14 protein-coding genes are annotated in these 14,600 nt (G+C 39.9%); 8 read left to right on the forward strand and 6 right to left on the reverse strand.

Translation table 11 applies throughout. The annotated features are described in order from the left end of the window. Window positions 1–93: 93 nt before the first annotated feature. Window positions 94–1,965, forward strand: a complete 1,872-nt coding sequence (locus tag MKY84_RS11545; RefSeq protein ID WP_342526137.1) for a heavy metal translocating P-type ATPase — start codon at window positions 94–96, stop codon at window positions 1,963–1,965. Between the two features lie 25 nt (window positions 1,966–1,990). Here MKY84_RS11545 and MKY84_RS11550 read toward each other — a convergent pair whose 3' ends face one another. After that, window positions 1,991–2,965 (reverse strand): YihY/virulence factor BrkB family protein, encoded by a 975-nt coding sequence (locus MKY84_RS11550; RefSeq protein WP_342526139.1) that lies wholly within the window; start codon window positions 2,963–2,965, stop codon window positions 1,991–1,993. 20 nt (window positions 2,966–2,985) lie between these two features. Continuing rightward, window positions 2,986–3,441: a YtxH domain-containing protein gene (locus MKY84_RS11555; protein WP_342526141.1), complete on the reverse strand. Its 456-nt coding sequence runs from the start codon at window positions 3,439–3,441 to the stop codon at window positions 2,986–2,988. A 198-nt stretch (window positions 3,442–3,639) separates the two neighbouring features. On the opposite strand from MKY84_RS11555, the gene MKY84_RS11560 reads away from it, so the two are divergent. Continuing rightward, entirely contained in the window at window positions 3,640–4,992 is a 1,353-nt protein-coding gene (locus tag MKY84_RS11560; protein ID WP_342526143.1) for a sodium:alanine symporter family protein, read from the forward strand. A gap of 62 nt (window positions 4,993–5,054) precedes the next feature. Next, complete coding sequence (locus tag MKY84_RS11565; protein ID WP_342526145.1) at window positions 5,055–5,276, forward strand: DUF1128 domain-containing protein; 222 nt, start codon at window positions 5,055–5,057, stop codon at window positions 5,274–5,276. A gap of 35 nt (window positions 5,277–5,311) precedes the next feature. On the opposite strand, the gene MKY84_RS11570 is transcribed toward MKY84_RS11565, so the two are convergent. Together MKY84_RS11570 and MKY84_RS11575 are read right to left on the reverse strand one after the other, a co-directional pair. Next, entirely contained in the window at window positions 5,312–6,223 is a 912-nt protein-coding gene (locus tag MKY84_RS11570) for a pseudouridine-5'-phosphate glycosidase (RefSeq protein WP_342526147.1), read from the reverse strand. Further along, the gene (locus MKY84_RS11575; protein WP_342526149.1) at window positions 6,220–7,317 is read right to left on the reverse strand and encodes a PfkB family carbohydrate kinase; all 1,098 of its coding nucleotides are present in this window, start codon (window positions 7,315–7,317) and stop codon (window positions 6,220–6,222) included. The genes MKY84_RS11570 and MKY84_RS11575 overlap by 4 nt, the downstream gene beginning before the upstream one ends. A 147-nt stretch (window positions 7,318–7,464) precedes the next feature. Here MKY84_RS11575 and MKY84_RS11580 point away from each other — a divergent pair, with 147 nt between their 5' ends. The 4 genes from MKY84_RS11580 to MKY84_RS11595 all read left to right on the forward strand — a co-directional run bounded on the left by MKY84_RS11580 (window position 7,465) and on the right by MKY84_RS11595 (window position 10,779). After that, window positions 7,465–8,697, forward strand: a complete 1,233-nt coding sequence (locus MKY84_RS11580) for an aminopeptidase (RefSeq protein WP_342526151.1) — start codon at window positions 7,465–7,467, stop codon at window positions 8,695–8,697. Window positions 8,698–8,775: 78 nt separating this feature from the next. Continuing rightward, on the forward strand, window positions 8,776–8,913 hold the full coding sequence (locus MKY84_RS11585) for a hypothetical protein (protein WP_342526153.1): 138 nt from the start codon (window positions 8,776–8,778) through the stop codon (window positions 8,911–8,913). Between the two features lie 238 nt (window positions 8,914–9,151). Then, window positions 9,152–10,159 (forward strand): rod-share determining protein MreBH, encoded by a 1,008-nt coding sequence (gene mreBH, locus MKY84_RS11590; RefSeq protein ID WP_342526155.1) that lies wholly within the window; start codon window positions 9,152–9,154, stop codon window positions 10,157–10,159. 56 nt (window positions 10,160–10,215) lie between these two features. Further along, complete coding sequence (locus tag MKY84_RS11595; protein WP_342526157.1) at window positions 10,216–10,779, forward strand: carbonic anhydrase; 564 nt, start codon at window positions 10,216–10,218, stop codon at window positions 10,777–10,779. A 260-nt stretch (window positions 10,780–11,039) separates the two neighbouring features. Here MKY84_RS11595 and MKY84_RS11600 read toward each other — a convergent pair whose 3' ends face one another. Next, window positions 11,040–11,624 carry a GNAT family protein gene (locus MKY84_RS11600; RefSeq protein WP_342526159.1) on the reverse strand — a complete coding sequence of 195 codons (585 nt, stop codon included), beginning with the start codon at window positions 11,622–11,624 and terminating at the stop codon, window positions 11,040–11,042. 9 nt (window positions 11,625–11,633) lie between these two features. Then, window positions 11,634–13,424 carry a M3 family oligoendopeptidase gene (locus tag MKY84_RS11605; RefSeq protein ID WP_342526160.1) on the reverse strand — a complete coding sequence of 597 codons (1,791 nt, stop codon included), beginning with the start codon at window positions 13,422–13,424 and terminating at the stop codon, window positions 11,634–11,636. A 170-nt stretch (window positions 13,425–13,594) separates the two neighbouring features. Between MKY84_RS11605 and MKY84_RS11610 the strand changes: the two genes are divergently transcribed. Beyond that, the gene (locus MKY84_RS11610; RefSeq protein WP_342526161.1) at window positions 13,595–14,311 is read left to right on the forward strand and encodes a TspO/MBR family protein; all 717 of its coding nucleotides are present in this window, start codon (window positions 13,595–13,597) and stop codon (window positions 14,309–14,311) included. The last annotated feature ends 289 nt before the right edge of the window (window positions 14,312–14,600 follow it).

Genomic DNA, 14,600 nt, shown 5'->3' on the forward strand with positions numbered 1-14,600 from the left:
GAGGGATTTTCATTTTTTGAAAATCCCTCTTGTTGCATTTTCTCTTAATTAGAATTATTATAAAGTAAGAATAATTTTAAGGAAGGTGCGTCTATGATAAATAAACTGACTCCCCATATAGAGTTAATAAATGCGTTAGTTTCTGGGGTCCTGATTTTAGTTGGTTGGCTTCTTTCCAGAAGTGACTTTTCAACCGCTTCCGTTATTGTGTTCCTTCTTGCCTTTGTAATTGGTGGATACTTTAAGGCAAAAGAAGGTATTGAAAAAACAATCAAAGACCGAAAATTAAATGTGGAATTATTAATGATTTTAGCAGCTGTGGGTTCTTCTCTTATCGGCTACTGGGCTGAAGGTGCCATCTTAATTTTTATCTTTTCCTTAAGTGGTGCACTTGAGACTTATACAATCAATAAAAGTAAAAAAGAGATTGCTTCTCTTGTCAATATGCAGCCAGATAAAGCTTGGAAATTAGACGCTTCAAATGCCCCTCATTTAGTTGACGTAGATTCATTGAAAATTGGAGACTGGTTATTGATTAAGCCAGGCGAAAAAATACCTGCAGATGCTAGAGTCATTGATGGAGTATCTTCGGTTGATGAAGCTGCTATTTCTGGGGAACCTATTCCAGTTACAAAGCAAGTCGGAAACGAAATCTTCTCTGGAACGATCAATGGTAGTGGTGCACTCACTGCAGAAGTCATGAAGGAAAACGCAGATTCGCTATTCCAAAAAATCATCGCTCTTGTTCAAGCTGCCCAGAACGAGAAGTCCCCTTCCCAACAATTCATTGAACGTTTCGAAGGCACTTATGTAAAAGTCGTTTTAGTTACTGTGGCGCTGATGCTATTCCTCCCCCATTATTTAGTAGGTTGGGATTGGTCGACAACATTTTATCGTGCTATGGTCCTTTTAGTAGTCGCTTCCCCTTGCGCAGTCGTGGCATCGGTCATGCCAGCAACGTTAGCCTCAATCTCTAACGGTGCACGTAATGGGATACTCGTTAAAGGTGGAAGTCATTTAGAAGGCTTAACAAAACTAACAGCCATTGCTTTTGATAAAACTGGAACCCTTACGCGAGGCAAACCTGAAGTAACTGAGTTTATTACACGACAGGATTTAGACGTTCATGAAACACTTAGACTTCTCGCTTCTATTGAAGATAAATCCAATCATCCTTTAGCCGTTGCTATTACAGCTTATGCAAAATCTCAAGGAGTTTCAGCTGATTTAAACATCGATGTTCAGGATGTATCAGGTTTTGGTATGACAGGTACAATCAACGGAAGTTTATATAAAGTGGGAAAACCAAATTTCGTCGGGCAAGATGAAGCTTTTGCATTCGCAGGGGGGATTTCAGATTCTCTAGCTTCAGAAGGAAAAACGGTTACGTATATTCGTGATGATCAAGGCATTTTGGCTTTGATTGCATTAAAAGATCAAGTACGTCCTGAGGCAAAAGAGACGATTGCCCGACTCAAGAGTTTAGGGATCACGACTATTATGCTTACCGGAGACAATGCAAAAACAGCAGAAAGCATTGCTAAAGAAGCGGGAATTGATGAATTTGTCGCTGAGTGTTTACCTGAGACAAAAGTTCTCGAACTTAAGAAATTAAAAGAAAAATATCCATACGTGGGGATGGTTGGGGATGGGATCAACGACGCACCTGCGCTTGCAACAGCCTCTACTGGATTTGCAATGGGTGATGGAACAGATGTTGCATTAGAGACAGCTGATGTTGTTCTAATGAAAAATGAATTAACAAAACTAGCCTACTCAGTTGAACTTTCTCGCAAAATGCAGCGTATCGTGAAACAAAACTTAGCTTTCTCAATTGCAATTATCGCAATCTTAATCGTTTCAAACTTCTTGCAAATTGTTAACTTACCCCTAGGCGTCATCGGGCATGAAGGATCCACCATCTTAGTTATTCTAAATGGGTTAAGAATGTTAAAAAGCTTATAAAAAAGAAGCAGAATGAGCTCTCGGCTCAGCCTGCTTCTTTTGCTTCCATACGTTCTTTTCGTTCTTGCATAACAGCATTGATTTGGCCACCAATCATTAGAATGGTGCCAGAGAAATATAGCCACATCATTAAGACAATAATAGCACCTAGACTGCCATATGTAGCTGTATAATTAGCAAAATTACTAACATAGAAAGAGAATCCAAGGGAAACTAAAATCCATCCGAGTGCTGCGAAAATACCACCTGGAATAACGCTCTTTAAATATAATTTTTCATTAGGAACAAGCCAATATAATGCAGTTAAGACCACAAAAATAATTAGTGGTGGAATCGTGAAACGAATACTATTCCAAACTAGCAAGAACATCTCATCTAACCCTAAGAATGAAAATAGCAGAATACCAATTTGTTCACCGAAGACTGGTAGTACTAAAGCTATTACAAATAGCACAATGATAAGAATGGTAAACACTACCGATAAACCTCTTACAATAAAAAATGGTCGCGTTTCTTCTAACCCGTATGATTTATTCAAGGACTTAACGATTGCATTCACACCATTGGAAGCTGACCAAATAGTACCGAGTAGACCTAATGACAACAATCCGCCATTCCTATTTTGTAAAACTTCTGTGAGTGTGCTCTCTATTAGAGCATAGACATCTGCGGGTGCATAATTTCTTAAGAATTGAAAGATTTGATCTTCAGGTAAATTTAAGTAAGGAAGCAATGTCACCATAAAAATTAACAGTGGAAACAAAGAAAGTAAGAAAAAGAATGCAAGTTGAGCTCCTAGTGCTGTAACATCTGACTTTTGAATATGTTGTAAAAGGTCTTGAAAAAATCCTTTCCACGTTGCGGGATCATAGGACTCAGTTGTTTTCTTCTCTTTTTTCTTACCAAACTGCATAAATTTCAATTTTTCTTTCCAAGAATACGATTTGGAAGGAGCAACAGAATCTCCCTTATTTACTTTTTCTTCTGGAGTTTCCTCCATTCGCTTCACATCCTCATTAATTACCCATTCTTTTTTTCGTCTTCACCATACTTCTCTGCATATTCAGGAGTTTGTTGCTGCATTTGTGGATCATGAGATATATCTTGTGCTTGTAATGATTCATTAGAAGCTTCTGAGATAATATCTTTGTATTCCTCTTTAGATGAGCTAAATGTATTTTTCGTCTCAGATAGAAGTGTCTGGACCTGTGGAGCAATTTGTTTCACTTCATTTACTTGTGAAGAAAGATACTGAGCATCTTGAGATAACTTTTCATAAAGAGATTTGTAATGATTAATTTTAGTTTCGATATCATGCTTTAGAACTTCGCGGTTTTCACTGTAATAGCGAGCTCTTTCATTTGCTGAACGTGCACGAGTCTTCATGACATCTCGAGTTTGACGATCCAATAAGCTGATAAATGCTCCTGCTAGTGCTCCAAATAAAATACCTTTTGAAAATTTACTTTGTCCCATTTAAAACGCCTCCAAATCAATTATTTCGTTCGTATTATAGTCTATTATACCCTTAGATAAATTGATGAAACGACTCGAATTAAAAAAATTGTCTTGACGCGAGTGCAGAATTTTATGAATATTATTTGTATGAACGACATTTACTTTAAAGGAGGATTGCTATTTCGGCTGTAGACATACATAAAAAGGGGGATTCAAATGGACGCTATTTATAATGTTTTAGGAGCAATTTCTGATGTAGTCTGGGGACCACCACTACTTGCTTTAATTGTGGGTACTGGTATTTATTTAACTTTTCGTTTAGGACTTATTCAAATTCTTATGTTACCAGCAGCTTTAAAACAAACTTTTTCTAGAAAACATGACAAGAATGCAGAAGGTGACATCTCTCAGTTCCAAGCTTTGACGACTGCACTTGCTGCCACTGTTGGTACAGGTAATATCGTCGGTGTGGCGACTGCCATCGTACTTGGTGGACCTGGAGCAGTATTCTGGATGTGGCTATCTGCTATCTTCGGAATGGCGACAAAATATGGAGAAGCTGTACTAGCAGTAAAATACCGTGTGAAAGGTCCAAACGGTGAAATGGCTGGTGGACCAATGTACTACTTAGAGCATGGCTTGAAACAAAAATGGTTAGCTGTGATGTTTGCCATATTCGGAGCGCTTGCTGCTTTTGGAATCGGAAACGGTACACAGTCCAACTCCGTTGCGAATGTTGTAAATAGTACATTCGGTGTGCCAAACTGGATTACTGGACTTATACTAATGATTTTCGCAGCACTTGTTATCATTGGTGGTATTAAGTCAATCGGTAAAGTAACGGCAGTGTTTGTACCAGTTATGGCTATCTTCTATGTCTTCGGCGGTTTATTAATTATGGTACTCAATATTACTGAAGTACCTGGTGCTGTTATGACTATCATTGAAATGGCATTCTCAACTGAAGCCGCTGCTGGTGGAGCCATCGGTGCTGCAATTCGTTATGGTGTGGCTCGTGGAGTATTCTCGAATGAGGCCGGATTAGGATCAGCTCCAATCGCTGCTGCTGCCGCGAAAACTGACCTACCAGGTAGACAAGGTCTAATTTCAATGACACAGGTTTTCTTCGATACAATTATTATCTGTTCAATCACAGGTATTACAATTGTTATGTCAGGACTTTACACAACTACTGATAGTGACGGTGCTGGTACTCTTACATCTGGCGCTTTTGAATATTTCTTAGGTGATGTTGGACCGATCATTGTTGCAGTTGGACTAATTTTCTTCGCTTCTTCTACAATTCTAGGATGGGCGTATTATGGAGAAAAATGTTTCCAGTATCTATTCAAGAATCCATCTTTATTGATTGTTTACCGTATCCTGTTCATTGCTATGGTATTCGTCGGTTCAGTTATCTCACTTGATTTGATCTGGACATTCTCAGATGTTGCTAACGGTATGATGGCCATTCCTAACTTAATTGGATTACTTGGTCTGTCAGGTGTTATCGCTTATGAAACAAAATTAATTCGCGCAAAACTGAAAGAAGAAAAAGCACAAGCATAGTCTATTGACAACCTGCGTGTAGCGTGGAATGATAGATGGATGAACGAGAAAGGCGGTATCCTATGGATCTCACTCAACCATCAAAAGAAAATGTTACATTTATGATTAATGCAATTAAAGATAAACTGCGTATGGTCAATGTGGATGCAATGAAAGCAGAAGATTTTACAGCTTCCGCTTATGACGATTTGTGTTACTTGTATGAAATGGTGTCACGTCGTGATACTTTTAGTCCAAGTGAAATGCAGGCCATTGCTTCTGAGCTAGGAAATTTACGCAATTAAAAAAACAGACGACCTTTTGCGAGGCCGCCTGTTTTTTATTTTGCTGAAAATGCTTGAGCGATTTGTGCACCTACACGGGCATTGTTCATAACAAGTGCTATGTTTGCCTCGAGAGACTTTCCATCTGTCAGTTCTTTCACTTTCCCTAACAAGAAAGGTGTAACGTCTTTCCCCTTCACACCTTGTTGTTCTGCTTGCATTAAAGCTTCTTCGATTAGTGCTGTAATTTCCGATTCTTCTAAAGAAGATTCCTCTGGAATTGGATTTGCAATGACCGCTCCACCTTTTAGACCGATTCCCCATTTCATATGAAGCATTTCTGCTACTTGTTGTGGCGTATCTAAACGGAAGTTTGATTGGAATTGACTAGTCGCTGAATAGAATGCTGGAAATGCATCTGTTCCGTATCCGACAACTGGTACTCCTTTTGTTTCTAAGTATTCTAGCGTCAGGCCAATATCTAAAATTGATTTCGCTCCTGCACAGATGACGGCAACATTCGTTTGAGAAAGTTCTTCAAGATCTGCTGAGATATCCATAGTTGATTCGGCTCCACGGTGGACACCACCAATGCCTCCTGTGACAAATACAGAAATTCCTGCTAGCTCTGCGCAAATCATCGTTGTTGCGACCGTCGTAGCTCCTAGCTCTTTCGAAGCGAGTACGTACGCTAAATCGCGTCGTGAAGTTTTACGCACAGTTTTGCTAGTAGCAAGTAGCTCTAGATCCTCATCCGTTAATCCGATTTTAATGCGTCCGTCTAATAATGCAATAGTTGCTGGAACTGCACCGTTTTCGCGAATGACTTGCTCGACTTCTTTTGCCATTTTTACATTTTCAGGGTACGGCATTCCATGGGAGATGATAGTTGATTCAAGTGCAACGATTGGTTGGCCTGCCTCCAAAGCTTGTTGAACCTCAGTTGTGTAATCTAATAAATGTTTCATGTTAGTTCCTCCGTTTCTAATTTTAAACGTTCTGCTGTTAATTCAGGTCTTACTGTATAAGTTGATTCAAGTGTTTTGGACGCATTCATTAGACCTGCTTTTAATGAACTGACACTATCTTTAGTTTGCAGCCACATATGAAGTGTTGCAGCCACAAAGGAGTCCCCTGCCCCTGTCACATCTTTTATTTCATGAACTGGGATGGCTTGCATCTTAACCAGTGTGCCTGCTTCACTAGCAGATATGCCATTACCACCGTCTGTAATGACTGTTTGACTAAATCCTCGAGCTTGCAGAGCTTTGTGAGCACGTTCTAACTGTTCATCTGAGTCGATCACAATCCCAGTAGTTATCTCAGCTTCTCCCTTGTTACAAATTATCCATTCAGCTGTTAGCGGTGACTCGGGTAGATTTTTCATTTTTGGTGCTGAGACAGGTACAATCGCGACGGGTACTGAATAGCGTGAACTTAATTGCAAGATCGCTTGAATAGCCTCTTGTTTCACATTTAAATCAATTACGACCAGACTAGCTGTCCTAAAAAGTTTCTCATGTGATACGACCCACTCAGCCGTTAACAGCTCATAAATTTCCATATCAGCAAGTGCTAGTTGCATCTCACCAGTTTGATCTAAAATGGCAGTGTAGGTACCTGTTCTTTCATTTTCACTGCGCAATGAGTATTCAAGATCTGCCCATTCATGCGTTTTTTCATATAAAAATTCCCATTCTAAGTCCTTGCCTGCTGCACTTAGTAATTTCACATCATGCCCAAGGCGTCCTAAATTTTCAGCAATATTGCGTGCAACTCCCCCTGCCGTCTGATAGCTTGTAACTGGGTTGGAAGTTTGAAAGACAAGCTCATTTTTCACAATCATCTTGCGGTCAATATTCATTCCCCCAAAAACAAGGACTGCATTGGATTCAGAAAGTACGTAAGCCCTCCCTTTAATTGCTCCGGCTTTTGTTAATCCTGAAATAAGATTTGCGATAGAAGGTCTAGAGAGTTCAAGTTGTGCAGCTAACTCCTGTTGGCTAGAATAGGGATTCTTTTTTAATAAAGATAGTAACTGCATTTCTTTTTCCGTATACATTGCTTCACCACCTTTTTAAACATTTGTTTATATATTAAACTTTTGTTTACAAAATTGCAAGAGTTTAATTTAATTTAAAACGCTTCGTTGCATTTATTCGACTTTTCCTGCTATTCTAAATAAGTAAAGCTTAAAGGAGGAAATTTCATGTCGACATTTGCTAAATATGTAGAAAATTATGCAGCTCTTGCAGTTGAAATAGGCGTCAATATTCAACCTGGTCAGTATTTGTATATTGCCGCTTCAACGGATACATTAGAGTTCACACGTGCTGTTACGAAAAAAGCCTATGAAGTTGGTGCTAAACAAGTATTTGTTGACCTAACCGATGATCAACTAGGTCGCATTCGCTATGAAAATGCTCCAGAAGATTCGTTTGACTTCTTCCCTGAATGGAAGGTCATGGAGCGCGAGCAACTGGCTGAAAAAGGTGCAGCGTTTATGAATATAGTTTCCCAAAGCCCTGACCTATTAAAAGGAATTGATTCAACACGAATTGCTACCTTCCAAAAAACAGCTGGAAAAGCTTTGTCAAAATATCGTCAATATGTACAATCAGATAAAATTAGCTGGACCGTCATTGCGGCTCCATCTGCAGGTTGGGCAGCAAAAGTATTCCCTGATGCAGCTCCTGAAAAACAACTTGAGCTTCTATGGGAGGCTATTTTTAAGGCAGTACGCGCAGATTTAGCAGATCCAGTTCAAGCATGGGCGGATCATGACAAAACTTTACATGAAAAAGTGGATTACTTAAATGACAAGAAATACACTAGCCTTCACTATACCGCTCCAGGAACAGACTTAACTATCGAGCTTCCAAAGGGTCATTTATGGGCTGGTGCTAGCAGCACGAATGAAAAAGGCGATAGCTTTATGGCTAACATGCCTACAGAAGAAGTATTCACTGTCCCTCACAAAAATGGCGTGAATGGATATGTTTCTAGCACAAAGCCTTTAAGCTATGGCGGAAATATTATTGATGAATTTACCCTTACATTTGAAAATGGTCGCATCACTAAAGTGGAAGCAAAAGAAGGGCAAGAAGTATTAACGAAGTTAGTAGAGACAGACGAAGGCTCTCATCGTCTTGGTGAAGTGGCGTTAGTTCCGCATGACTCACCAATTTCAAACTCTAATATCCTTTTCTATAACACTCTATTTGATGAGAATGCTTCAAATCACTTAGCTATAGGTTCAGCTTATGCTTTTTGCCTTGAAGGCGGAAAAACAATGTCACAAGAAGAACTTTCAAAGCACGGTCTAAACGACAGTATCACGCATGTCGATTTCATGATTGGATCAGCTGAAATGTCCATTGATGGTATTTTAGAGGACGGTAGTCGTGAGCCGATTTTCCGTGCTGGAAACTGGGCATTCTAGTCTGTTCACATTTGTGCCCTACCTTTTTTATTCAATATCATGTATACTACATGTAGAATCTCAGAAGAGGTGAAAATCATGGGTATTTTTTTAGCAACGGTTTTTGGTTTTCTTACTGTAATGGGAATCGCTGGTTCAGTTATGATGTATTACTTCGCTACAGCGATGAACTCCCACGATGCAGATAAAATCGATCCACGACCAGAGCATTACTAAAAGAGCTGATTTTCAGCTCTTTTTTTCATGTCATGAACTTTCTTTTTGTTTACATTTTGGTAACAAAGCATTTACGTGATGATGAATTTCCCACACTATATCCTCATTTTCTGCCCGCCTCCCCTGTCTTTCCTCCTTTTTTTTCATGCAATCATTGAAATATACTAGATTTTACCAAGTGTCATTATTATTTCCTTCTTATATAATTAGTACGTCTTAGAAAGAGGAGGATGTCGCTATGTTTCAAAGTACACAAATTGGAATTGACCTAGGAACTGCCAACACATTAGTTTATTCAACTACTAAAGGAATAATTTTAAATGAACCCACTGTAGTGGCTATCGATAAAAATACAGGAGCTATTATTGCATTTGGAGAGAGAGCTAAAAAAATGATTGGCAAAACCCCCCAATCCATTGAAATCGTTCGTCCATTGAAAGAAGGAGTAATTGCTGATTTCGAACGAACCACTGAACTTTTGAAGTTAATCATGCAACAAGCTAGTAAGAAGTTAGGAACGCCTCTACGCAAACCAACTGTTGCTATCTGCACGCCCTCTGGAGCTACTTCAGTGGAGCGACGTGCGATTGAAGATGCCGTTAGACAAAGTGGAGCAAAGGAAGTTTATTTAATTGAAGAACCCGTGGCCGCTGCTATTGGATCTGACCTACCCGTTCATGAACCTGTTGCCAGTATGATTGTGGACATTGGCGGTGGAACAACTGAAGTAGGAATCATCTCATTTGGTGGAGTGGTGGCTTCTAATACAACAAAAGCAGCAGGAGACAGCATGAATGAGGCAATTATCTTACATGTTCGTAAAGAATATAATGTTTTAATCGGAGAACCAACTGCTGAGCATATTAAACATGAAATTGGCCATGCACTTGTTCCGCATGAGGTAGAACAATTAGCTGTAACCGGTCGCGATGTTGTAACAGGATTACCAAAGTCTATTACACTCTCCTCAATTGAAATCCAGGAAGTGTTACGTGAATCCTTAGAAACAATCTTAGAGACGATTCGTGCCACTCTTGAAGTTTGTCCACCTGAATTATCAGGAGATATCGTTGATCATGGGGTTGTATTAACAGGCGGAGGCGCTTTACTAAAAAATATTGGAGAATGGTTAAGTACGGTTATAGACGTTCCCGTTCACATAGCACCTGAGCCTCTTCACGCTGTTGTAATTGGAACAGGTAAAACAGTCATGCCAAAATTTAAACGTGTAAAAGCAGCAAAATAGTTCGCCAATCACTCCCTTCATATAGTAAACTAAATAACTAGAAGGGAGTGTTTTTTATGTCTAATTTACATGAAATTTTAGCTTACAATGAAAGCTTCGTTCACAACAAAAATTATGAACCTTTTGCTACAACTAAGTTTCCCGATAAAAAAATGGTCATTCTCTCTTGTATGGACACTCGACTTGTCGAATTGCTTCCCAAGTCCATGAACATTCAAAATGGCGATGTTAAAATCGTAAAAAGTGCAGGGGCTATTATCAATCACCCATTTGGGGGAATTATGCGTAGTTTGTTAGTCGCTGTGTATGCCCTGCAAGCTGAAGAAATCTTTGTCATCGGTCACCATGATTGCGGTATGGCTGCCATTGATCCAGATGCCATGATATCTTCGATGATTGAGCGAGGTGTAGATCCGAAAACGGTCGACATTTTAACCAATGCTGGAGTGAATGTGCATGACTGGTTAGAAGGATTTGATAATGTGAAAGATAGTGTTCAGCATAGTGTGGATATGATTAAAAATCACCCGCTTGTTTTACCTTCGATAAAAGTACATGGTTTAATAATTGATCCAGCAACTGGACGTTTAGACCTCGTACACGATGGAACAGTCGTATAATTTAATGCTTAGTCTGGAACAGAAGCCAGATTATTTAGTTCATTAAATTAGTTTCTAAAGAATCTACAAATTTGCGTTGAGTTCCGTTCCGGGACTGCGTTCCGTTGGCGCGCCGTGAGCCTCCTCGTCGCAAAACTCCTGCGGGGTCTCACGTTTCGACTTTTGATCCCACTGGAGTCAGCCCCTCCACTCCACTCAACTTTGCCATTAATTAAGTTTTATAAATATGCTTTATTCCAGTCCAGAGCAAAAAAGACTCGTCAGGTAGACGAGTCTTTTGCATGTAATCGGTCTGTAAAATCAGATTTTGTTTGTGCAAATAAGAGGTGATCCATCCATTGCCCATTGATGTACAAAAGTTGATTTAAATAGCCTTCTTCGTAAAAACCGGATTTTGATAATAAGTAAACAGAGGGTTCATTGTAAGGCGACACATAGGCTTCTACACGATTTAACTGCACTTGAGTAAAGGCAAATGCAGTCACTAAAGCTATAGCTTCTTTAGCATATCCCTTGCCTACTTGCTGTTGATCAACCGCATACCCAATCATCCCACTTAAAAAAGGTAATCGTTTAATACTGTACAAAGAGATGGTACCCACTAATTGATGGGTACCTTTTTCGTAAATACCAAAACTGTATTCTCTTTGTTCTTTCAATAACTTGATGGACTCTCGGATTTTTTCCCGCTGCACAACAGTAGTATAGTAAGACTCTCTGTGAAGAGGTTCAAACCTTCCCCAAAAATCTTTGTTCTGACTAACAAGCTGCGCAAGTGGAGCTGCATCTGCCATCTGAAATGTCTTGCAGACACACTGCTGCCCTTCTAACCGTATCAAGCCCACCCCTCCTTATTACACGAGACTTAAGAATTCCTCAACGTCTGCATGACAAAGAGCGATTCCTTTTGCCCAGAAATCTTTTTTCGTGATATCTTCATTTAAATGCTTTTTAGCCAAATCTTCAACTGACATGACCGCTGTATCACGAAGAAGCGCCATATATTTCTCTTCAAATGCAGAACCTTCTTCTTTTGCTTTTGCATAGATAGACAAACTGAACAGGTAACCAAACGTGTATGGGAAGTTATAGAATGGAACGCCTGTAATATAGAAATGAAGCTTCGTAGCCCAGAAGTGAGGATGCGTATCTGCAAGTGCACCTGCATAGGCCTCTTCTTGAGCTTCTGCCATCAATTCATTCAGTCTACTACTCGACACTACACCTTTCTTACGCTCCTCATAGAAGCGAGTCTCAAATAAGAATCGTGAGTGAATGTTCATGAAGAACGCTACACTGCGTTGAATTTTATCTTCAAGCAAAGCTGCTTTCTCTTCTTTAGATGTTGCTTCAGCTACTGCTGCATCTGCAACAATCATCTCAGCAAAAGTAGAAGCCGTTTCAGCAACGCCCATTGCGTATTGTCGATTTAACCAATGAACAGGACGTAGTGCATACGTATGGAACGCATGGCCTAGCTCATGTGCTAATGTGGATACATTCGACATAGATCCACTATACGTCATAAAAATACGTGATTCTTGAGAAACTGGCATTCCTGTACAGAAACCGCCTGGACGTTTATTGTCGCGATCTTCTGCCTCAATCCAGCCATTTTCAAATGCATGACGCGAGAACGATTCAAGCTCAGGTCCAAAGTTTTTAAAGTGTTTTAAAATGAACTCTGCACCTTGTTGATAGTCCATAGTTTTAGCAGATTCTCCAATAGGAGCATCCATATCATGCCAATGAATTTTCTCCGTACCAAGTAGTTCAGCTTTTTTTGTTAAATACTTCACAAATGGTTGTTTCCCGTCCGTAATAGCACCCCACATAGCATCCAACGTTTCTTGGCTCATGCGATTAATCGCTAACGGTTCTTCTAAAACATCGTTCCAACCACGTTTTTTATAGACAGCAAGGCGATACCCAGCTAAATGATTCAAGGTCTTAGCGAAGAACTCCTCTTTTTCTGTAAAGGCTTGTTCAAGGGCTTGTTTCACAGATTTACGTACTTCAGGGTTTTCGTGAGAATAGAGATTGCTAGCTTGACCGATTGAAAGTTTCTTTTCTGTTCCTTCAACGTTTACCGTAACTTTCATATCTGCAATTAAGAGATCATAGAGCTGTCCCCAGCCTTGATAGCCATCGACTCCTAATGAAGTAATTAAAGCCTCTTCTTGTTGTGATAATTTTTTAGCTGCTTTTTCACGCCATTCATTAAGTATAAATTCAAACTCATGAAGAAGTTCAGAAGCCAACAATTGTTGCCATACGGCATCATCTGTCTTAGACCATTTTTGTTGAATCGTCATTAAAATAGTGCCAAGACGAGCACCTAGGCTACTGACTTGCCCTTGTAACAGATTGGCTTTTTTATCTGTCGTATCTTGCGCCAGGAAACAACCAATAGTTGCACCCGCTTCTGATAAATTCGTAGCGACGTCTTTCAATTGCTCTATTAGTGCGCGCATTGCTTCTGCTTCTTGGTCAGATTTTGGCGTCTCCAAAGAAGTAAGTTGTGCTTCAAACGCTTCTATTTTTTGTTCAACTTGTTCCAGGTGAGTTGCCAGTTGAGGCGAGTCAGATCCTCCTGGAAAGAATGTGTCTAAGTCCCACACGAGTGGATATGTAGCTGTTGTCATTGTCATTCCCCTTTCATTTCGTCTCCCTAAGTATATCATGAAACGCCACAATATTCTCAACATTTCAATCATTCATGATTGTTCACAAAGGGTTCGATTCTCAATTCCGGAAAAGACAGGTATACTATTACTATTGAAAAGGAGGGGTTGTTATTTTACAAGTTATTCTAATGGGAATCGCCCTCGCAGCTACGGTTGCGGTTAATGCTCTAGCTAACATACTTCCTATTAATGGCCAGACGACTGGAGAAATTTCAAATCGCTTGCCAGTTCTTTTCACACCAGCAGGCTATGTATTTTCTATTTGGGGTGTCATTTACATCCTTTTAGCAGTTTGGATCGGCTACATTGCTTATCGACATGTAAAAGGAACAACACCTAGTTGGAAACGGACAGGATTGTTTATTGCTAGTTGTCTATTCAACTGTGCCTGGATTCTTACATGGCATTATGAATATTTTCTCTGGACGTTAGTCATGATGATAGGTTTAGTTGCAGTACTTGCATTTCTTTATAGCTCTTATCCTCGTAAAGGCTCTGACTGGCGCGAAAGAGGCCCACTTTCTGTTTACTTGGGATGGGTATGCGTTGCTTTAGTGGCTAATATTTCTTATGTGTTAACCTATTTAGAATGGGATGGTTTTGGTCTTTCCGATCAGCTTTGGACAGTGGGAGTTTTAACATTTGCCACTGCACTCGCTTTGCATTTCCGTTATCATTATTACGACCGAATCATGCAACTTGTCTTCATTTGGGCATTCATCGGAATTGCAGTTCGGCTTGGTTTTGATGAATTGCTCGTATCCGCGGCAGCTCTTTTCTTAAGTAGTGTCATTTTAGCTGGTATTTTTTACTTGAACAAACCACTGCGAACGACAAGAGGTTAGGACTCAACATAAAAAAAGTGAGGTTGGGACAAAAAATAAATCAGCAACTTCTCCGGGGTGAATTCCAGAGAATTTGCTGATTTTTCGTCTATATTGAGTTCCGTTCCGGGGTTGCGTTCCGTGGGCGCGCCTATTTTCAACTCATTGAAATCGAGTTGCGAACGTCAGAAAGACGCTCTCCACATCTAAGAGGGGTCTCACATTCCGACTTTTGATCCCACTGGAGTCAACCCCTACACTCCACTCAACTTTCTAACTAGTTTAGCTCTATAACTATATTTTGTCCCAG

The organism is Chryseomicrobium sp. FSL W7-1435 (assembly GCF_038595005.1).
Classification (GTDB): Bacteria; Bacillota; Bacilli; order Bacillales_A; family Planococcaceae; genus Chryseomicrobium.

What these genes read in the sequence shown, in the direction of transcription:
- MKY84_RS11545 (WP_342526137.1), top strand. Translation starts at nt 94, where the DNA reads ATGATAAATAAACTGACTCCCCATATAGAGTTAATAAATGCGTTAGTT.
- MKY84_RS11550 (WP_342526139.1), bottom strand. Translation starts at nt 2,965, where the DNA reads ATGGAGGAAACTCCAGAAGAAAAAGTAAATAAGGGAGATTCTGTTGCT.
- MKY84_RS11555 (WP_342526141.1), bottom strand. Translation starts at nt 3,441, where the DNA reads ATGGGACAAAGTAAATTTTCAAAAGGTATTTTATTTGGAGCACTAGCA.
- MKY84_RS11560 (WP_342526143.1), top strand. Translation starts at nt 3,640, where the DNA reads ATGGACGCTATTTATAATGTTTTAGGAGCAATTTCTGATGTAGTCTGG.
- MKY84_RS11565 (WP_342526145.1), top strand. Translation starts at nt 5,055, where the DNA reads ATGGATCTCACTCAACCATCAAAAGAAAATGTTACATTTATGATTAAT.
- MKY84_RS11570 (WP_342526147.1), bottom strand. Translation starts at nt 6,223, where the DNA reads ATGAAACATTTATTAGATTACACAACTGAGGTTCAACAAGCTTTGGAG.
- MKY84_RS11575 (WP_342526149.1), bottom strand. Translation starts at nt 7,317, where the DNA reads ATGTATACGGAAAAAGAAATGCAGTTACTATCTTTATTAAAAAAGAAT.
- MKY84_RS11580 (WP_342526151.1), top strand. Translation starts at nt 7,465, where the DNA reads ATGTCGACATTTGCTAAATATGTAGAAAATTATGCAGCTCTTGCAGTT.
- MKY84_RS11585 (WP_342526153.1), top strand. Translation starts at nt 8,776, where the DNA reads ATGGGTATTTTTTTAGCAACGGTTTTTGGTTTTCTTACTGTAATGGGA.
- mreBH (WP_342526155.1), top strand. Translation starts at nt 9,152, where the DNA reads ATGTTTCAAAGTACACAAATTGGAATTGACCTAGGAACTGCCAACACA.
- MKY84_RS11595 (WP_342526157.1), top strand. Translation starts at nt 10,216, where the DNA reads ATGTCTAATTTACATGAAATTTTAGCTTACAATGAAAGCTTCGTTCAC.
- MKY84_RS11605 (WP_342526160.1), bottom strand. Translation starts at nt 13,424, where the DNA reads ATGACAACAGCTACATATCCACTCGTGTGGGACTTAGACACATTCTTT.
- MKY84_RS11610 (WP_342526161.1), top strand. Translation starts at nt 13,595, where the DNA reads ATGGGAATCGCCCTCGCAGCTACGGTTGCGGTTAATGCTCTAGCTAAC.